Source organism: Alteromonas sp. AWJ4_197 (genome assembly GCF_056160285.1).
The window spans coordinates 1-20,277 of record NZ_JBSWWW010000006.1 but is presented as its reverse complement, the minus strand read 5'-3'; the positions used below and the strand labels follow the sequence as shown (position 1 = coordinate 20,277).

13 protein-coding genes are annotated in these 20,277 nt (G+C 49.0%); 5 read left to right on the top strand and 8 right to left on the bottom strand.

Translation table 11 applies throughout. The features are described from left to right. Window positions 1-15: 15 nt before the first annotated feature. Window positions 16-1,299, bottom strand: a complete 1,284-nt coding sequence (locus tag ACXAGC_RS13925; RefSeq protein ID WP_474844863.1) for a PAS domain-containing sensor histidine kinase — start codon at window positions 1,297-1,299, stop codon at window positions 16-18. Between the two features lie 166 nt (window positions 1,300-1,465). Between ACXAGC_RS13925 and ACXAGC_RS13920 the strand changes: the two genes are divergently transcribed. Next, on the top strand, window positions 1,466-2,305 hold the full coding sequence (locus tag ACXAGC_RS13920) for a class II glutamine amidotransferase (protein WP_474844862.1): 840 nt from the start codon (window positions 1,466-1,468) through the stop codon (window positions 2,303-2,305). A 46-nt stretch (window positions 2,306-2,351) separates the two neighbouring features. Here the strand turns inward: ACXAGC_RS13920 and ACXAGC_RS13915 are convergent, their stop codons facing one another. From ACXAGC_RS13915 to ACXAGC_RS13890, 6 genes are all read right to left on the bottom strand, one after another. Continuing rightward, window positions 2,352-3,803 carry an oligosaccharide flippase family protein gene (locus ACXAGC_RS13915; RefSeq protein ID WP_474844861.1) on the bottom strand — a complete coding sequence of 484 codons (1,452 nt, stop codon included), beginning with the start codon at window positions 3,801-3,803 and terminating at the stop codon, window positions 2,352-2,354. 46 nt (window positions 3,804-3,849) lie between these two features. Continuing rightward, window positions 3,850-5,940 carry a right-handed parallel beta-helix repeat-containing protein gene (locus ACXAGC_RS13910; protein ID WP_474844860.1) on the bottom strand — a complete coding sequence of 697 codons (2,091 nt, stop codon included), beginning with the start codon at window positions 5,938-5,940 and terminating at the stop codon, window positions 3,850-3,852. Window positions 5,941-6,148: 208 nt separating this feature from the next. Beyond that, complete coding sequence (locus ACXAGC_RS13905) at window positions 6,149-6,634, bottom strand: protein-tyrosine phosphatase family protein (protein WP_474844859.1); 486 nt, start codon at window positions 6,632-6,634, stop codon at window positions 6,149-6,151. 10 nt (window positions 6,635-6,644) lie between these two features. After that, window positions 6,645-7,295 carry a PAQR family membrane homeostasis protein TrhA gene (gene trhA, locus ACXAGC_RS13900; RefSeq protein WP_474844858.1) on the bottom strand — a complete coding sequence of 217 codons (651 nt, stop codon included), beginning with the start codon at window positions 7,293-7,295 and terminating at the stop codon, window positions 6,645-6,647. 127 nt (window positions 7,296-7,422) lie between these two features. Beyond that, window positions 7,423-8,025 (bottom strand): YigZ family protein, encoded by a 603-nt coding sequence (locus ACXAGC_RS13895; protein ID WP_474844857.1) that lies wholly within the window; start codon window positions 8,023-8,025, stop codon window positions 7,423-7,425. A 1-nt stretch (window position 8,026) separates the two neighbouring features. After that, entirely contained in the window at window positions 8,027-9,241 is a 1,215-nt protein-coding gene (locus ACXAGC_RS13890; RefSeq protein ID WP_474844856.1) for a M24 family metallopeptidase, read from the bottom strand. Window positions 9,242-9,485: 244 nt separating this feature from the next. Here ACXAGC_RS13890 and ACXAGC_RS13885 point away from each other — a divergent pair, with 244 nt between their 5' ends. The 4 genes from ACXAGC_RS13885 (at window position 9,486) to ACXAGC_RS13870 (ending at window position 16,961) form a co-directional block, all read left to right on the top strand. Then, on the top strand, window positions 9,486-11,264 hold the full coding sequence (locus ACXAGC_RS13885) for a DUF885 domain-containing protein (RefSeq protein ID WP_474844855.1): 1,779 nt from the start codon (window positions 9,486-9,488) through the stop codon (window positions 11,262-11,264). Window positions 11,265-11,418: 154 nt separating this feature from the next. After that, a complete protein-coding gene (locus ACXAGC_RS13880) occupies window positions 11,419-13,410 on the top strand; it encodes a sensor domain-containing protein (RefSeq protein ID WP_474844854.1) in 1,992 nt (663 codons plus the stop codon). Window positions 13,411-13,437: 27 nt separating this feature from the next. Continuing rightward, window positions 13,438-15,951, top strand: a complete 2,514-nt coding sequence (locus ACXAGC_RS13875; RefSeq protein ID WP_349584607.1) for a chemotaxis protein CheB — start codon at window positions 13,438-13,440, stop codon at window positions 15,949-15,951. A 2-nt stretch (window positions 15,952-15,953) separates the two neighbouring features. Next, window positions 15,954-16,961: a PAS domain-containing protein gene (locus ACXAGC_RS13870; protein ID WP_474844853.1), complete on the top strand. Its 1,008-nt coding sequence runs from the start codon at window positions 15,954-15,956 to the stop codon at window positions 16,959-16,961. Between the two features lie 47 nt (window positions 16,962-17,008). On the opposite strand, the gene ACXAGC_RS13865 is transcribed toward ACXAGC_RS13870, so the two are convergent. Continuing rightward, on the bottom strand, window positions 17,009-20,277 hold a 3,269-nt coding region (locus tag ACXAGC_RS13865), incomplete at its 5' end, for a beta strand repeat-containing protein (RefSeq protein ID WP_474844852.1).

Genomic DNA, 20,277 nt, shown 5'->3' with positions numbered 1-20,277 from the left:
AGCAAAGTCAGTGTGTCACGCTGACTTTGCATCTGCCAATGCACCGGTACTTGTTGAAGCCTGTGCCTCCTTCAACCTTACTTTAATAAGAAATTGCGCGCCGCATCCTTCGTTGTCAATGTATTCAATCGTTCCTCCCAGTCCCTGAGTGACGATGGTGTACACAATACTCAGGCCCAGACCGATGTGCCCGTCTTTCCTTCTGGTGGTGTAGAACGGAGAGAAAATATTATGAATATGTTCCGCATCGATACCACACCCGTCGTCTTTATAGAGCAAGGTAAACTGATTGGCAGATTCACGTTTCACAGAAATATAGATATGGCCGTGCTTGTCCGGCCCGTAGCCATGTTGAATAGAGTTTATCACCAGATTGCTGATGATTTGTGATAACAATTCAGGCTTAATTATGACGTTAATATCTTCTGCACATTCAATCTGATTTTCAATCATTGATGCGCTCAGTGAACTCTCGAGGCAGTATAAAGTATCTCCGATATGTGTCCTTACATTTACCGGTTGCTCCTCATCGGCGCTCTGTGTAATGTCAATTTTCTTAAAGCTTGAGATGAGATGGGAGACTTTATCAATTGAGCCTTTCACCATTTCTGAGAGTTCAGTGACGCTGCTGATGAAATCTTCAAATTCATCCTGAGTCAGGCTGCCATCTTCATATTGACGCTGGACAATTTTACTTTCCTCCAGCAGTTGAGTGATACCGGTCAGGCTTATGCCAGCAGGCGTGTTGATTTCGTGGGCGATACCGGCAACAAGACGGGCGATATTGGCCATTTTTTCTGATTGGATAAGCTGTCCCTGCGTTTCAGCCAGATTCTCTATTACAAAGTTCAAACCGACATTTGAAGCTTCAAGAGCCTGATTTCTTTTATATATCTCCTGTTCCAGTTCCATTTGCAGAGATATGTCCCGAATCATCAACAACAATACGCTGGCATCGCCGGAATCTAATCTGGTTATGGTTGTTTCTGTCCAGAGCAACGTTTGATCAGATTTTTGAAATAACCAATCAAATTTGAAGCTCGAGTTTTTTGCATTTTCTTTTTGAATACTGTGGAACATCGATTCAGACGATACGTTTGCAGTCTGGTATTCTGCAGAAATGTGTAGTAAATCGCGTCCGGTAAGAGAGTCCCTGCTTTCGTAACGCAGAAGCCGGAGAAAGCTGTCGTTACAACTTTTTATACGACCATTTTCGATAATAAGTGCGCCATCGATGGTGTTGGTCAGAAAAGTGGTAAATAGTGAATCGTCGGTGGTTGAAACTGAATCTTCTGACATTTTTACCTCACTACAAAATTAATCATAAAATGTCACTTCAACAGAGCTTATTTTTAATGACGTTCGTCTCTCACACTACGTTAACATTTGCCGGAAGTCAAAGCATTGCCACCGACAAATTTTTTGGCTACGCTACCAGCCTTTGCCTCTAAGAAAGGAATGCACAGTGTGCGAACTCCTTGGCATGAGTGCCAATACGCCAACCGATTTATGTTTCAGTTTTACCGGCCTGACCCGCAGGGGAGGGGAAACCGGTCCTCACAAAGATGGCTGGGGTGTCGCTTTTTATGAAGGAAAGGGCGTCCGGCTTTTTCACGATCCCGAACCCTGCGCGACTTCTCAAATCGCTGAATTTGTTTCAAAGTTACCGATAAAGAGCAAAACGGCAATCTGCCATATTCGCCAGGCGAATGTGGGTAACATTAACCTTTCTAATACGCATCCGTTTACCCGTGAATTGTGGGGGCGTTGCTGGGTGTTTGCCCATAATGGCCAGATCCCCGGTTTTACCCGCAGAGCCGGTATGTACGAAGCTATCGGTGACACAGACAGTGAAGAGCTGTTCTGCGATTTAATGAATCAAATCCGTCAGACTTTGCCCCGCGATGCTATGCCTGAGCAACTGGCTGCTTCGCTGGTGGCCCTGTCAAAAGAATATGCTGAGCAGGGTGTGTTTAACTGCTTGCTGAGTAACGGTGACTGGCTGTTCACTTTTTGCAGTACCAAGCTGGCCAGCATTACCCGCCGGGCACCATTCGGACCGGCCTGTCTGAAAGATGTTGAGGTGGAAGTGGATTTTGCCTCTGAAACCACGCCGGCAGACGTGGTGAGTGTTATCGCAACAGAACCGCTGACTCACGATGAAACCTGGGATATTTATGAACGGGGAGAATGGCGGTTATGGCAACTGGGTGAAGTGATTGCCAGTGGTAAAGTCGATGTGCCGGTACACAAGTCTGAAGCCGCCATGATCAGTCCCTCAAACATGCCGAGAGATTGCGCTTAGCAAATCTCTCAGCATGGCTGTCGGTCAGTCCGGCTGGATAAGACAGCTACACCTTCTTCTTTTTCTTTCCTGATTTAAATTCTTTCGCAATGGCCAGGGTTTTCTTGCGGAAAAACAGTAGCAGGCTGCCGCAGTAAATCAATGCGCCAAGGCCAACCAGAGCGGGTAGCTCAAGAAATACGTTATCCAGTCCCAGTAAGTGATTGCGCTCGACATATAACACCACACAGAACATTACTGTACCGGTAAGGGTGAACATCCAGGTTTCTCTGAATGCGTCTGTAAGGCTAATGTTCAGAGATTTTTTCACCAGCATAAATTTCAGCACCAGGGTGATAAAGTTAGCAACAACCAGCGCAGAGATCACTGCATACAGGCCCCAGGGAACAGCAGCTAACGGAAACAGGAAGTTAAAGGTCAGGTTTATCAGGTTAAGTTTAAATGCCTGAGCCGGTAAGCCTCTTGCAATCAGCAAGTTAGGCAGATAGTACGCCATCACGTTACAGGGCGTTTGCAGCGCCAGAATAGACAATAAGTATGCGCTGTCAGTCCATTTATCACCGAACACCACATCAATAAACGGATGAGCGATAGCACCGACACCGAAGTACACCGGTGTAACGAAGATGGCGGTCATGCTGACCACACGGGCGAAGGTTGCCGGTAGTTTGTGGTCCTCAACCCTTGCCAGACCGGCCAGAGCAATTCTGTTCAGTGGCTGGAAAGTGAGGTTGTTCAATACTGAAAACCCTTGTCTTGCCACTGAGGTGTAGGCAAAGGTGGCGGCCCCGAGAAAGGCCGCAATAACGATGTTTGATGTACGCTGGGAGAAGAAATTCATGAAAGACATGGCGATCAGCGGTTTCGCAAAGCGGATGATTTCAGGCAGGTGGGACTTATCCTCTACCTTACCGGGACGGAAATCCGAGCCGTGCCAGGTCAGGGCTGTAGAAACAAAAGCCTGAACAACTTTTCCGAGAATAATCGCCCATGCGCCGAAGCCGGTTAATGCCGTGGCGACAGACACTACGCCTCCAACCAGCACGCCGGCTGTGTCGTAGGCCGCCAGCCGTTTATTGGCAAAATCCCGTTCCATTTTTGCTTTATGGACCAGGCGCAAACCGTTAGCCAGCGGAATAATTGCCAGCGCCGCAATAAGTTGAGCGGCGAGTTCGGAATAGGTGTACCAGGCAACGGGCACTGCCACAGCGAACATCAAAATTGCGATGACCAGTGACACACCCATCAAAAACCAGAAGGATAAACTGGCGAAGTTATTGTCCCATTCTTTGCGCTGAATGAGATTTTGCGATACGCCCACGGTGACGAACAGGTTACAGAAATCGGTGACCATCAGACAAATAGCCACCAGACCGAACTCTTCAACGCCCAGAATACGCGCCATGATGGCGTAGACGACAAAATTTACCAGCTGGCCTGCGCCATTCGCGGATAAATTAAAAAACGCGCCCTTAAGGGACTTGGCTTTCAACGACATAGAGACTGACGTCCTTGTTACTGCACTTGATGTTGCTTATTTATTGTTACTCAATAATTCCGTAGATTGCTTGTGTGCCGTCTTCATTGAGTCTGGTGAAGTTGTTTATACGGTATTTGTCAGAATTTGGGAGCAATACGGTTTTGCCTTTTATAAATAAAGCTTCTGCGATTTGCTGATTCAGTTTAGCCTCATCAAATTCATAGGGCACGGTAATATTCGCCTGAATTTTCGGCTTGCCCGCAGAAAGGTTATAGAAGTAATTGTTGATATATTCTGATTCAGGGTAGCCCTGCGGATCGAAAACGGCAAAGCCGGAACGGTTCGCGTCTTTCTGGTTAATGACCACATTATTCTGTACCTGCGTCCAGAATGTATTGTCGTCTTTAAACCGCGAAGCGGTTAATCCGTTACGTTTTGTGGTGATTAGGTTATGCAGAATAATGCTTTGTCCCAGCGGACTGATGAGCAGGCCACCCATCTTGATTGACGCCCACTGTTTACCCCGCAAGTCGCCCAAATCATGGATATAGTTATTAAACACAAAGCCCGGGCCAACGCGAACCGGCGTAATACTTATTCCCGAGTAAGTGTGTGAAATGTCGTTGTTGTAAACCAGTACATTCTGCTGGCCGCCGTCCACTTCAATGGCATCATCGTTGGAATATGCCAGTACATTGTTATAAATCGCCGAGTCACGGACAAAACCGCCAAGAGGCTCTGCATTCTTGCGCCCTTCAATGACATCATTTAAACGGTGGTCTGCTGTACCGGTGAAGTGATTGTTACGAACAATCACCTGACCTTTAAATTGCGGGTCAGGATGGTTTGCGTGTGCAAGAAACGCGTTGGGTCCTTTCGGGTGACCATGAGACCAGTCATTGGCAATGGCGCGGGGATCGTGCACGTGACAGTTTTCCACCGTGATCACGCCGGACTGACGAAAGTAAATGGCTGAGTCATAGTTAATCGGGCCGGCATCTTCCATTTCATAGGCAATGCCTTTTTTCATGACGTTCGGCGCCCGGCCCCAGCCGGAAATATCACATTGGTTTATCCAGATATCATGGCCTTTTTCACCATAAATAGCATGCACTCTCGCGCCTTCTATGGTGATGTTTTCAAAGTAGATATAGCTGTTGTCGCCGGTAAAGATAGCGTATTTATCTGAATCGTCAGGGGTAATGACTGTGCCGGCGTCCCCCACAATTTTGGCGTACCCGTCTTTGCTGCCTTCAATGCCCAGCGCTTCAAGATCCAGCATGCCGCCTTTATAAATGTCGGAGAGTTTATATACCTTATCCGGGTCAATCACAGGTTTATCCGCGCGGGTGGTAAACTGGCTTTCAATTTTCCTCACAGGCTGCTGAGGCGCATGCAGAACTACCTTCACATCGAACGCTGTGCCGGCTTCAAGATATACAACCGGCCCTGTCAGGATACCGTTGACCGGTTCGAAACTTAAATCCCTGCCTTTCTGCCATTGTTCAGTACCTGAGCGGCGATAAAGTAATTCTGCGCGGGTGTCAGCAGTGACATCAAATACCGATATACTGGCAGACTCAATGAGTGGCTGAATAAACAGACCCTTATCATCGGGAGCCGGCATAGTTGGTTCAGTAAGGACCCCTGCATTTTCTGCCCACTTGTTCAGCAGTGTATCCCGTATCCCCAGGTGTTGTTGCAAATAATGGTATAAGTCAGCCTGATTAAGAGGAAACAGAATAAATGCCGATTTAACCACATGGCCCATCGCGGTTTCAGATCCAGCTCTTTTGGCTAACTTCAGTGTCGCGTTTTCCAGTGACTCGCCGCGACTCATCATCATTAAAATCTCACCGGACTCGTCGTTGTAGTCCTGCTTAAGCAGATTCAGCATCCGTCCGTAGCGCTTCGAAGCCGCTAAATCTTCCACTAATGCCTCTGCACTTTGTAAATCTGACACGCCTTGCGCAGCGATTTTCTCCAGCGCCATGCTGCCCGGTTGAGCCGGTGCTACGCTCGCGGCTTGTGCGAAGTGTACAGTCAGGCAGGACAACCCTAACGCAAGTACTTTAACGAAGTGTGAAGGGCGTGACGTGCGAAGATTTCGTGGAAGTGACAGTGAGGCATAGACTGATTGCGGCGATAGTCGCATTAAGATACTCCGTGACGGGAAAATGAGAAGAAACTAATTACTCATTACTGTCAGAAGCAAAACAAAGGCCACAATGGGGATTTAACGGTGAAGCCTTGCGGCTCTGCGGTTTTAACCGGTTCAGGACTTGTCAGAACCTCAAAGAGGTAAGAGGAAACCTGCGGAGTGTCTTGTTTTGAATACACTTCGCAGGCAACAGGTTGTCTTATTAATGCACCGATAACCCGAGGCTGGCTGCCCACTGTAATTCTGCACGGCTTAAACGGTTTGCTGAGCCTGATGACAGGTCGTGTAGCATAGGGTAGGCACTGGATGACGGGATGCGGCGATGGTGGAGCAGGGCAAAAATTAACAACATACAACGGCTTCTGGCATCGTTGCAGTGAAAATAAAGCTGTTTGCCCTCAGTGGTAAGCTTACCCAGCTCCTGAATATACTGCCTCAGTAATTCAAGTCCGGTCTCCGTGCTGTCGAGGGTTTCGGTAAACGGAAACCAGCGCCAGTGCATACCCGCATTTTTTACCAGCCGTTCCACCTGTTCAGCATGCTCTGATGAGGTCTGCAGTGTGATAACGTGGGTGATACCCTGTTGTTTAAGCGTCTGAATACTTTGCGCATCCGGCACCGCACCCAGTGTGATGGATGCCGTTCCGGTGATCAGACGGTGAGAAGACGGTTTGTCGCTTGTGTTCATGCTTGAGTGTTTACACCACAAAATAATAAATTGAAAAGAAATGGCAACTACAGCCACCCAGCACAAACAGATGCCAGATAGCGTGAGTGTAACGCTTTGACTTGGCAACGTAAAATAACACACCGATACTGAAGCATAGTCCCCCGGCAACTATCAGCCACAGTCCGGCACCCGGCAGCGCCATATAAAGCGGATAAATAAGGCCAAGGGCTATCCAGCCCATCAGCAGGTAAGTTGCCACAGATACCTTCGGGAAACGGTGCCGGGCAATGAGTTTAAAGGCAACACCGCCTGTAGCCAGGATCCACACAATTGCGGTCATCGTAATTCCCAGCCATCCGCCGATACCGACCAGAAGGAGGGGAGTGTAAGTCCCGGCAATGAGCAAATAAATTGCGCTGTGATCAAACAGCTTCAGGATCCCCTTTACTTTGGTGTGGGAAATACTGTGATAGAGGGTAGAACTGAGAAACATCAGGATCAGCGTGGTACCGTAAACGGCGGCTGCGGCGATGGCTACCGGTTGCTCAGCACGAAGCAGTAAAAACACCAGCCCCACAACGGCCGCAACAAACCCCGCACCATGGCTGATACTATTTAACCATTCTTCCAGCACAGAGTAGGCTTTTGCCGCAGCAGGCCGCTTTTCTGATTGTGTCATGTGATGCTCCCACAGATCTTACCAGTCGATAAAAACCAGTGTATAGTTTCAGCGTACACTTGTACACTCAAAATGCTGCAGAAGTATGACGCTGTCCGGGGATTACGCCTTTGTAGTTAACAAACCGTCACCCTTTAACGGCTTTTACTGTCAAACCGAGGCTTCCTTCATACTGACGCAAAGCCTCCACGGCGCTGTCGGGTATGGCAATGCTGAGGGTTACAGCCTGCGAGTAAGTGCAATCTGTGACTTTACCTTTAACCGATTCAGTCCAGTGGCGGATAAATTGCTCCTGAGCAAAATCAGTGGTCACGGTAAAGGCATTCAGTTTAACCTGTGTAATAACCGGCAGGGTTTCCATGGTCTGTTGTGCTGCGCCAGAATAGGCGCGGACCAGTCCGCCGGCCCCCAGCTTGATACCGCCAAAATAGCGGGTAACAATCATCATGATGTTACCCACCGGTTTGTGCTGTAATACATTGAGTATAGGCTTTCCGGCAGTGCCGGAAGGTTCTCCGTCATCAGACATCGCCACACTGAGAGGCTGGTCGGGATGGCCTAAAAGATACGCCCAGCAATGATGCCTGGCATCCGGATAGCGGGCTTTCACTTCATCAAGCATCAGCATGGCGTCTTCGCGGGTCTGGGCGAAGCCGGCACAGGCATAAAATTTACTCTTCTTAATTTCCAGCAGGGTTTCGTAACGCTGCGCAGGAATGGAATAACTCATCTTAGTTAAAAGGTTTCTCAATACTGTTAGCGGGCTCAGTAAACCATGCTGGGCCTTCATCTGTCATGTAGAAATGGTCTTCAAGGCGGATCCCGAAATCCCCGGGGACCACAATCATCGGCTCGTTACTGAAACACATTCCGGTAGCCAACGGCTGCGGATTATCTTTCACCAGATAGGGCCATTCGTGTATGTCCATGCCGATACCGTGACCGGTGCGGTGGGGCAGGCCGGGCAACTGATAATCGGGGCCCAGCCCGTAGCCCGCCAGACAGTCTCTGGCTGCGGCATCAACCCGTCCGCAAGGCGTACCGGGTTGTGCTGCGTTAAACGCGGCAATCTGCGCTTCTTTTTCTGCTTGCCACAAGCGGGCCTGTTTTTCTGTAGGCTCTCCAAAGCAGTAAGTACGGGTTATGTCAGACAGATAACCTTTTAATTTACAGCCCGTGTCGATGAGCACCAGATCGCCGGGTTTCAATACCTGTGGATCTTTCACGCCATGAGGAAAAGAGGTGGCTTTACCGAACAGTACGATACAGAAACACGAACCTGCCGGCGCGCCGGTTTTCTTGTGCGCTTGATTAATGAACTGTTCCACTTCGGTGGTGGTGATCCCTTCGTAAAGAATACTGGCGGCGGCTTTATGCACCTCCAGCGTCATATCCATGGCCCGCTGGATAAGGGCCAGTTCCGGTGCCGTTTTATGCATGCGGCATCCTGCAGTCACCGGACTGGCGTTAACCAGTTGGAGCTCCGGCATGGCTTTTTGAAAACCGTCGGTAATAAAAAAGGCCGTTGATTCATCAATACCCACTTTATCACCTGGCTTTACACCGGTCTGTTTTAACAAGCGGGCGAACAGGACATATGGGCTTTCATGTTCCTGCCAGCCGGCAATGTCACCGGCGATGATCTGACGTTCAGACAGGGAAGCTATTTCGAAAAACGGTGCGATAAAAGTGACCGGACCTTCTGCTGGCAGTAATGCGCCCACCAGTCTTTCACTGGCGTACCATTCAAGGCCGGTGAAATAGGTCATATTGGTGCCGGCATTAAGGTAAAGCGCCGCAATACCCTGCGCTTTCATTAATGCCTGCGCTTTTCGGATCCTGGCTTCAAACTCTTCTTTGCCAATCGCCACAGTATCTTTTGTCATATCCTGAAGCGTGGACAAAGCTTCTTCTTTTGTTTTTCCGCCTATGCCGTTTCCTGTCATGTTACCTCCGGTAAATTCGCTTATTTTGCCGGTTATCTGTCCGGCTTCTTGTGGTTGCTATCATACGGATATATAAGCAAAGGATCTCCTCGTCCGGCGGTAAATTCAGTCCGCCTGCCGATTTGCTGTTTATCCGCTCAATTTGCACAACCGGCGGCTAAATCTGGTAATCCGTTGTCCCGCCGTGTTAAAACTCAATACAACCCATTTCAGGTACATAACAATAAAAACAGGGAGAATATTTGTGACCACTTTTACACGCTCTGTACGCATCCTCAGTTTATCCGTCTTTCTGGCCTTTCAGGGAAGTGCTGCGGTGTATGCGGCTTCTGAACCCCTTGCAACAGATACCGCCGACGGCCAGTTTGAAACCTTATACTCGCAGGAATGGCAGTGGCGTAAGAATTACTACAGTGTGGATGAAAACAGCGATACACACGCAGCGCCATCTGCTTTGCCGGATGTGAGTCAGGCCACGCAGGAAAAGCGCCTGAGCCGCTGGCAGTCTGTGCTGAGAGAGCTGAATACTATTGATACCGCCACATTGTCGGAAGAGAATCAGACCAACTATGCGGTATACCGTAATCAGATTGAAAACCTCATTATGGATCAGGAATACCGTAGCTGGGAAAAGCCTTTGCTGGGTGATACCGCATTCTGGAGCGACCTGACATACCTGGCGCGGGAGACATTTCACAGCGAACAGGATTATGTGAATTACATCGCCTGGCTTAACGATATGCCACGGTATTTTGATCAACAGATTGCCAACATGAAAATGGGTCTTGCGCGGAAGTTTACCTTACCGGCGATTTCTCTGGATGGCCGTGAACGCTCTGTGGAGTCGGTAGTTGACGCTGCTGGTGAAGATAACGTGTATTTTCAGCCGTTTATTAAGTTCCCTGCCAAAATCTCTGCACAGCGACAACAGGTTTTGCGTGCACAGGCACAAAAAGCGATCAGCGAAGCGGTGATCCCTGCGCATAAAAAGCTGCTGTCCTTTTTAGTTGAAGAGTACATCCCCGGGGCACAGCCTTCCATTGCCGCTTACGATTTACCTGATGGCAAAGCTTATTACCGTGCTCAGGCAAAAAAGTACACCACACTGGATCTAACGCCGGAAGAAATTCATCAGATTGGTCTGGATGAAGTGGCGAAAATCCGTGACCGCATGCACGATGTCATGGCTGAAGTGAATTTTGATGGCGATTTAGCCGCATTCCTTCATTTCCTGCGCACCGATCCGCAGTTCTATGTCGATACGCCTCAGGCGCTGCTCGACAGAGCGGCCTGGACAGCCAAAGAGTTTGATGCCGTGGCCTCTGACTTTTTCGGTCATCTGCCCCGTGCCCGTTTTGCTATTATTCCTGTGCCTGATGATATTGCACCGTTTTATACTGCCGGCCGCGGTGGTCCGGGCGTTTATCTGGTAAACACCTACGATTTACCTTCACGCCCGCTTTATTCGCTGCCTGCCCTGACCCTGCATGAGTCAGCACCGGGACACGCCTTCCAGATGCCGTTGTCACTGGAAAATGACGGGATCCCGGACTTCCGGCGGGAAAGCTACATTTCTGCTTACGGAGAAGGATGGGCTCTGTATACCGAGAAGCTGGGCGAAGAGATGGGAATTTACCACACCCCCTATGAAATCTTTGGCATGCTGAGCTATCAGATGTGGCGTGCAGCACGGCTGGTGGTAGATACCGGTATCCATGCAAAAGGCTGGAGCCGTGAACAGGCGCAGCAGTTCATGAAAGACAACACGGCGCTGTCGGTCCATGAAATTACCACCGAAGTTGATCGTTATATTGCATGGCCGGGTCAGGCGTTGTCTTATTACCTGGGACAAATGGCAATGGAATCAAACCGTGCCCGCGCTGAATCTGCATTAGGTGAAAAATTCGATATCCGCCATTTCCACGATGCGGTTTTGCAACTGGGCTCAGTACCTTTGTCTGTGCTTGAACAACGCATCGACCGGTTTATTGAAGAAGGCGGTGTGTCTCCTTATCAAAAATAGCGAAAAATCTCCTCCTGCGCGGTTGTTCAGACCGCGCAATACTGAACTTTTTACCCTGATATCCCGTTATTTGATATAGCGTCTATGCTATATAACGGATGTGTATGAAAGTGGTTGCACATGAGTGGATGTCACTTTTACAGGGTTTTCAACGGTGAGTCATACAGTAACGAAAGAACCAGTGTTTCACCCATCAGGAAATGTCAGTGAGCTGTTAGTCGAACTCAATGACGGGTTCACCGCATATTACGATCAGGATAAGAAGTTGTGCCGGGCAACACCGAATGTTTCCCGGTTCGCCTACACCTCTTTACTGCCTTCCGCACTTCATCAACTGGATACCGATAAAGCAAGTCAGACTCCCCAACTGGTAGAAGTTGAAAAGCTTATCGGGTATCACTGTGTACTTTCATCCACCGGTGACCCGACTTGTCCGTGGGCGCTTTCAGTATTCTCTGACAGCAAAAGCATCACTAAGATTGCACACGATTTACCCGTGGGAGTAATCAATGTAGATCGCCACTGGAACGCTGTCTTTGTGAATGCACGCTGCGCAGACATGATGAAAACCTCCATGGATGAGCTTTACGGCAGGGGCTGGACTGATTATATGCCGCCGAAAGTGACCCGTGAGTTCCAGGCGCATATTATGGATAAGGAACTGAAACGTAGTCTTTATAAAACCCGTATGGAGTTTGTCAGTCCTCTTGGCAGTATTTTCGTTTTTTCAGTTCAACTGGCCGCCTATTTTGACCACCGTGATAATTTTATCAGTGCCACTATTACAGTGAACGATATTACTAAAGAGTTTCGCGCCGAAACCAAACTCCAGTATATGGCAGATCACGATCCATTGACTGAACTGTTAAATCGCAGCGCGTTTATCCGTAAAGTGGAAGAACTCGAGGAAGCTAAATTCAGCCGCTCTCTGTTTGTATTTGTTGACCTGGACAAGTTTAAAGACATTAACGATACCCTGGGCCACAAATTCGGCGACAGAGTGCTTGAAGTTGTCGCGAGACGAATACAGGCTGTAGTGCGTGAGCAGGACTTATCCGCCCGTTTTGGTGGCGACGAGTTCGTGATTTGCATGCCAGGCGTCACGACAGAGAAAGTAGTGGGTAACATTGCGAAAAAGATTTCCAACGCGCTCAACAGGGTAACGACAATAGAAGGGAAAGATTTGTCCATTCAGTGCAGTATCGGGATTGCCTGGACGCCTACTATACAGTTTGAAGAATTCACTTCCCGCACAGATAAAGTTCAGGCGGTTGTCGATGCTGCTGATCAGGGCATGTACGAAGTAAAGAAAGGGGCTTTTGTCACTGAACATTTCAAAATTTACGATGTGAATTTAAGGGAGCAGCGTAAATGGGTAAAAAATCAGAAGAACGAACTGCAACAGGTGTTGGATAAGGGCGAGTTAGTTAGTCATTTTCAGCCAATTTACAATCTCAGCGGTGAAATTGTTTCCGTGGAGTCACTGGCCCGTTTCACTAAGCCGTTTGAATTTTTTAAAGGCATTGAAGAAGTTATCACCTTTGCCAAGCGAAATAATATGGATGAGGCATTGTTCAACCAGGCGCTAACAAGGGCACTGGATGGGTTTGCCAGACTTCGTGCACAACATAGCAGTTTGTACCTGAATCTTAATGTGGATATATCTCAACTGGAAGAAGAAAACTTTTCTAAAACCATCACAAATTTGTGTTTGCAAAGACATATCCCGTTTACCGCTGTCTGCGTTGAAGTTACCGAAAATATGCTGGAGCGGAACAGCGCCAGAGTAGAACAGCAAATTGAGCAACTGGTCCGGCGTGGTTTTCTCATTTCCATGGATGATTTTGGCACTGGCTACAGTTCATTCAAGCGCCTGATGAATTACAATTTTAATGAACTGAAAATCGACCGGTACTTCATCGAAAATATGCTTGATACCGAGAAGTTCAGGAAAACGCTGAAAGCAATGATTGGTATGGGGAACAGCCTGGGCTTACAAATTCTGGCTGAGGGTATAGAAACGGATGAGCAGTATCAGATGTGCCGAAAAATGGGCGTCCATCTTTTTCAGGGATTTCATTTCTCTCGCCCTGTAGATTCGGATACACTGGAGAAAATGCTGCTAAAACAGCGACTCGCATCATAAAAACACATTGGGAATTGGAACGGGAACATGGAAAACTCGGAAAACCAGAAGGCATCACACTATATTGTGGGAATTGGCGCTTCTGCCGGTGGTCTGGAAGCATTGCAGGAGTTGTTCAGTCTGCTGCCAACTGATTTAGGTGCCTCATATGTAATCGTTCAGCATCTGTCACCAGATTTTAAATCCATGATGGATGAATTGCTGAGTAAGAATACATCAATGGCAGTCCATCAGGCAGTTGAAGGAGAAGAGTTACTGGCCAATACTGTTTACCTTATCCCGGCCGGCAAATTGATGCGCATTGCAGAAGGAAAAATATACCTTTCTGATTTACCTCCGGATAATCGCATTAACCTGCCAATTAATGAGTTATTCCGCACTCTTGCGGAAGATGCGCAGAATCATGCAATCGGAGTTATTCTCTCCGGTACTGGTTCTGATGGCAGCAGGGGAGTGCTGTCTCTGAAAGAGATGGGCGCCATGGTGATTGCCCAGGACCCTGAAGAAGCCAAATTTGACGGTATGCCATTAAATGCCATTAACACCGGCTCAGTAGACTTCGTATTACCTATCCGTGACATTCCTGACCAGATTAAGCGTTTTATCCAGCATCCTCTGGCCCGTGAAACACGGAGTAAATTCCGTGAGCACCTATCAAAAAATTCAAAAATTCTCGATGATATTCTGGCTCTGATAAATGATCGTACCGAGCTTGATTTCCGTGCTTACAAAGAGTCTACAGTATCGCGCCGCATCGAACACCGGATGAGTATAAACAGCAAGCACACCTTGCATGAGTATTGGGAATACCTGAACTCAACGCCCGGCGAGGTGGAGCTGGTTAAGCAGGACTTATTAATCGGTGTCACGCAATTTTTCCGTGATGGCGAGGTGTGGGAAAAGCTGTTTGAAGATGTAGTGAAACCACTGGTGCTGGAAACACCTAAAGACGAAACTATTCGCATCTGGTGCCCGGGCTGCTCAACCGGCGAAGAGGCATATTCGTATGCTATTTTGTTTGCTGAAGCGATGGATGAATTGCAGGTTGAGCGTCATGTAACGGTATTTGCCAGCGACATTGATCAGTCTGCTATAGCTTTTGCGGCTAACGGTACTTACCCCAGCAGTATTTCTTCAGAAGTGCCGGCAGAATATTTGACGAAACACTTCACTCACCTTAACGACAGCAATTATCAGATTAGCAAGCGTATCCGTAATATGGTGGTATTTGCGACTCATAACCTGATTCAGGATCCGCCGTTCTCTAATATGAATCTGGTAAGTTGCCGGAATACTCTTATCTATCTGCAAAATGCGGCCCAGCAGAAAGTAATGGCGTTCTTCCATTTTGCATTAAAAGTCAGAGGATATCTGGTTTTGGGTACGGCTGAATCGCCGGGGAGTTTCAGTATCTACTTTGATTTTACGGATCAGCGTAACCGTATCTATCAGAAAACTAAAGACATCAAGGTGCCATCCTCTCAAATCAGCAGTACCTCATCTTTCCAGAACCGTCACTATCGTCCCAAATCGGTGACCAACTATTTGAGTATGCCGAACAAGCGTATTGATAAGGAAAGGAAAGCCGCGACCATTGGCCGTCAGGCGGTGATGGATGAGTATATTCCGCCTACATTGATCACCGACAGTAAATTGCGGGTGGTGTACAGCTATGGCGATACTTCACTGTTTACTGCCAAATTACGACCGGGCCTGGTGACCTATGATTTGTCAGATATTTTGATTGATGAACTGTCCGGGCAAGCGATTTCGGCTGCCCATCAGGTGTTAAGAGAAAACTCCTCGGTGCTGATGCAGGATATTAAAGTGGATGCAGAGGAAAGCTGGTCCCTGCGGTGTTTTGCTTTTCACGAAAACGGGCCTGACAATGCCTATCTCGCTCTCAGTTTCTTCAAGGGCGGTATCAAGCCTGCGCCGGTGTCTGATGTGACCTATGAGCGGGGTGAGCAAACTGAAAAACGTATAGAAGAGCTGGATAACGCGCTGATTGATTGCCAGAAGCTTTACCGCGAAGCACTGGAAGATCTGGATTCAACCAGTGAAGAATTGCAGTCGAGTAACGAAGAGTTGATGGCTGCTAACGAAGAACTTCAGTCTACCAATGAAGAACTTCAGTCGGTGAACGAAGAGCTTTATACCGTAAACAGCGAGTATCAACAGAAAATTGCAGAGCTCACTGACATCAATAATGATTTAGAAAATTTGATGATTGCAACGCATCTGGCGGTACTGTTTTTGAACAGCGATTTGAAAATCCGCCGGTTTACGCAGGCTATGAAGCAGTATGTCAATATCATCGATTTTGACATCAACCGGGATTTCAGAGATTTATCATTCAAAAAGCCCCTGACAGAACTGGATGAGCTGGTGTCTCAGGTAAATCGTGGTCAAAAATCGTCAGTAACTAAAATCTTCTCTGAGGAAGACAGCACCCGGGAACTGGAAGTGACGGTCAGCCAGTACAAAATTGGTAGTACCGCGAAAGGCGTTATCATTTCTATTATTGAGTGCCGTCGTTAAAAATGCGTGACGATGCTAAAGAGCCGGCTTCTTTTTCACCGGGGCAACACTACCTGGAAACTGAGCTCTACGATTTGCTTCAGAATGACAAACTCATGTTCGAGTTTTTTCAGGAAGAAGTTGTCGACGGTCTCTGGTACTGGGATTTAACATCGCCGGACAATGAATGGATGAGTCCAAAATTCTGGCGTCTGTTTGGTTATGATCCTGAATTCAAAGAACACAAAGTGCATGAATGGCAGGACATAATCTTTGAGGAAGATCTGGCTGTGGCCCAGCGCAATTTAGCGCTTCACCTGAAGAATCCGGATATCCCCTATGATCAGATGGTGCGCTATCGCCATAAAAATGGTTCAGTCATTTGGGTAAGGTGCAGAGGAATTGCAATTTATTCAAGCGAAGGAGAACCGGTAAGACTGCTGGGATGTCACCTGGATATGACCCGGGTTATGGAAAAGCAGCAGGAATTGCTGGGCCTGCAAATCAAGTATGATCATATGGTCAGGCGATTGGATGAACTGCACGTTGAGTTAAATCAGAACAAAGCGTTGAATGATTCTCTGCAACGTATGGTCGCCAATGAGCAGTTATCCGATGAGTTCGGATTCGCGGGTAAACAGTTTTTTATAGAGCAGACGCGGCTATTGGCACAGAATGCTGCACGTTTGAATCTGAGTATCGCCACTATTCGCGTTGCGCCGAAGAATCTTCATGGTGACATTACTCAGATAACGGAATTTAAAACCTTTCTGAAAAAGTTTTTACTACCGGAAATTGCTGGTGGCGTACTGTATCCTTTTTCTGATGAACTGTACGGTTCGATAATGATGGGCGTGGAAACTGATACGCTGATTCAGATGGAATCAGCTCTTCAGGAGCGGGCTAAAGCTTTCGAGTGGTTATCCGGAGAGCAGAGTCTGGAAATGTCATTCCGGACAATGCCGGTGACAGATGAACTCAAAGATAAGTTTCTTGATTTATCGTGTTTGCTCGAACTTTTCTATAAATAAAAAGGGTGTGCAGAGAAGCACACCCTTTGTTTTCTTTCTGAATTTCCTTAGATATCGATACTTAACGGGCCAAGGTTCAGAGAGAGCAGTGAACCCGAATCACCCGAATCGCCGGAGTCAGAGCTTGGACCACTCAGGAAGCCTTCGAGTAGTGACAGACTTCCTCCTTCATTCACAGTGGTTACGTTTCCGGCAGCATCGGTAATAGATGCCGATAACGATAACGGGCCTACACCCAAATCGAGGAACGGTCCGTATGTCCAGGTACCATCTTCAGCAACGGTCGCGGTTACTGACACAGTTTGCTCAATTCCCAGAATGTTGGCAGTCAAATCTACATTGACGGCCAGACCTTCCAGTTCCGGATCGGCAGTTCCAGAGATAAACGGTTCAGTAATTGTAGGTACGTGAGTCACATTCAGTGACGGCGGGGTCACATCGACTTCGCCACTCAGAGCTACCTGACTGAGGTTTCCGGCCACGTCCAGCACTGACACATTTACATTCAGAATACCTTCCGCTACATCGGTAGGGATATCCAGCGTATAAGTGCCGTCGCCGGCTACCGTCGTTGTCAGCGACTGGGTTGCGCCCAGCGCGTCTTCTGTTTCAATGGTTACAGTCGCACCAATTTCATCAGATGTACCTGAGATGGTCGGTGTTAAATCGTTAGTGAAACCAATTGCATCAACAGTCAGGATGGGCAGTGTCAGGTCGATTAATCCTGACGTGCTGACCGTTGCCAGATTGCCGGCATCATCAAGCACCGATACATTCACATCCAGCAAGCCCTCAGAAATGGCGGTTGGCACAGTCGCCGACCAGGTCCCATCACCGAGAACTGTGGCGTTGAAGCTTTGCGTATCACCGTTACCATCCGTCACAGCAATACTGACAAGAGCGCCGATTTCATCAGAGGTACCGGAAATCAACGGTGTACTGCTGGTCAGGTCCGCAATCGGGTTAATGTTCAGGATTGGCAACGTCAGGTCAATCAGGCCGGAGGTATTCACCGTGGCCACATTGCCCGCGGCATCCAGCACCGACACATTCACATCCAGTAAGCCTTCTGAAATTGCCATGGGCACGTTGGCAGACCAGGTGCCGTCGCCGAGAACTGTCGCGTTGAAGCTCTGGGTATCGCCGTTACCGTCAGTAATATCGATGGTTACCAGTGCGCCGATTTCGTCAGACGTACCGCTGATGAGCGGCGTGTCGCTGGCCAGATCGGTGATCGGGTTGATGTTCAGGATTGGCAGCGTCAGGTCAATCAGGCCGGAGGTATTCACCGTGGCCACATTGCCCGCTGCATCCATTACCGACACGTTCACATCCAGCAAGCCTTCTGAAATCGCCATGGGCACGTTGGCGGACCAGGTACCGTCGCCGAGAACTGTCGCGTTGAAGCTTTGCGTATCACCGTTACCGTCTGTGATATCGATGGTTACGATACCGCCGATTTCGTCAGACGTACCGCTGATGAGCGGTGTATCGCTGGCCAGATCGGTGATCGGGTTGATGTTCAGCACTGGCAGCGTCAGGTCGATGAGGCCGGAGGTATTCACCGTGGCCACATTGCCCGCGGCATCCAGTACCGACACGTTCACATCCAGCAAGCCTTCTGAAATTGCCATGGGCACGTTGGCGGACCAGGTACCGTCGCCCAGTACTGTTGCGTTGAAGCTCTGGGTATCGCCGTTACCGTCCGTGATATCGATGGTTACGATACCGCCGATTTCGTCAGACGTACCGCTGATAAGCGGTGTGTCGCTGGCGAGGTCACTAATGGCATTCACGTTCAGCACTGGCAGCGTCAGGTCGATGAGGCCGGAGGTATTCACCGTGGCCACATTGCCCGCGGCATCCAGCACCGACACGTTCACATCTAATAAGCCTTCTGAAATTGCCATGGGCACGTTGGCAGACCAGGTGCCGTCGCCGAGAACTGTGGCGTTGAAGCTCTGGGTATCGCCGTTACCGTCTGTGATATCGATGGTTACGATACCGCCGATTTCGTCAGACGTACCGCTGATGAGCGGTGTATCGCTGGCCAGATCGGTGATCGGGTTGATGTTCAGCACTGGCAGCGTCAGGTCGATGAGACCGGAGGTATTCACCGTGGCCACATTGCCCGCCGCATCCAGTACCGACACGTTCACATCCAGCAAGCCTTCTGAAATTGCCATGGGTACATTGGCCGACCAGGTACCATCGCCCAGTACTGTTGCGTTGAAGCTCTGGGGATCGCCGTTACCGTCCGTGATATCGATGGTTACGATACCGCCGATTTCGTCAGACGTACCGCTGATAAGCGGTGTGTCGCTGGCGAGGTCACTAATGGCATTCACGTTCAGCACTGGCAGTGTCAGGTCAATCAGGCCGGAAGTATTCACCGTGGCCACATTGCCCGCTGCATCCAGTACCGACACGTTCACATCCAGTAAGCCTTCTGAAATCGCAACAGGTACGTTGGCAGCCCAGGTACCGTCACCGAGAACTGTCGCATTGAAGCTTTGCGTATCGCCGTTACCGTCTGTGATATCGATGGTTACGATACCGCCAATTTCGTCAGACGTACCGCTGATGAGCGGTGTATCGCTGGCCAGATCGGTGATCGGGTTGATGTTCAGCACTGGCAGTGTCAGGTCAATTAATCCTGAGGTGCTGACAGTTGCCAGATTGCCGGCATCATCCAGTACCGACACGTTCACATCCAGCAAGCCTTCTGAAATTGCCATGGGTACATTGGCCGACCAGGTACCATCGCCCAGTACTGTTGCGTTGAAGCTTTGCGTATCACCGTTACCGTCCGTGATATCGATGGTTACGATACCGCCGATTTCGTCAGACGTACCGCTGATGAGCGGTGTATCGCTGGCCAGATCGGTGATCGGGTTGATGTTCAGCACTGGCAGCGTCAGGTCGATGAGACCGGAGGTATTCACCGTGGCCACATTGCCCGCTGCATCCAGTACCGACACGTTCACATCCAGCAAGCCTTCTGAAATCGCCATGGGCACGTTGGCGGACCAGGTACCGTCGCCGAGAACTGTCGCGTTGAAGCTTTGCGTATCACCGTTACCGTCTGTGATATCGATGGTTACGATACCGCCGATTTCATCAGACGTACCACTGATAAGCGGTGTGTCGCTGGCCAGATCGGTGATCGGGTTGATGTTCAGCACTGGCAGCGTCAGGTCAATCAGGCCGGAAGTATTCACCGTGGCCACATTGCCCGCTGCATCCAGTACCGACACGTTCACATCCAGCAAGCCTTCTGAAATCGCCATGGGCACGTTGGCGGACCAGGTACCGT

Coding starts and splice junctions, on each gene's coding strand:
- ACXAGC_RS13910 (WP_474844860.1), bottom strand. CDS start 5,940: ATGCGACTATCGCCGCAATCAGTCTATGCCTCACTGTCACTTCCACGA.
- ACXAGC_RS13925 (WP_474844863.1), bottom strand. CDS start 1,299: ATGTCAGAAGATTCAGTTTCAACCACCGACGATTCACTATTTACCACT.
- ACXAGC_RS13895 (WP_474844857.1), bottom strand. CDS start 8,025: ATGAGTTATTCCATTCCTGCGCAGCGTTACGAAACCCTGCTGGAAATT.
- ACXAGC_RS13870 (WP_474844853.1), top strand. CDS start 15,954: ATGCGTGACGATGCTAAAGAGCCGGCTTCTTTTTCACCGGGGCAACAC.
- ACXAGC_RS13905 (WP_474844859.1), bottom strand. CDS start 6,634: ATGAACACAAGCGACAAACCGTCTTCTCACCGTCTGATCACCGGAACG.
- ACXAGC_RS13875 (WP_349584607.1), top strand. CDS start 13,438: ATGGAAAACTCGGAAAACCAGAAGGCATCACACTATATTGTGGGAATT.
- ACXAGC_RS13890 (WP_474844856.1), bottom strand. CDS start 9,241: ATGACAGGAAACGGCATAGGCGGAAAAACAAAAGAAGAAGCTTTGTCC.
- trhA (WP_474844858.1), bottom strand. CDS start 7,295: ATGACACAATCAGAAAAGCGGCCTGCTGCGGCAAAAGCCTACTCTGTG.
- ACXAGC_RS13915 (WP_474844861.1), bottom strand. CDS start 3,803: ATGTCGTTGAAAGCCAAGTCCCTTAAGGGCGCGTTTTTTAATTTATCC.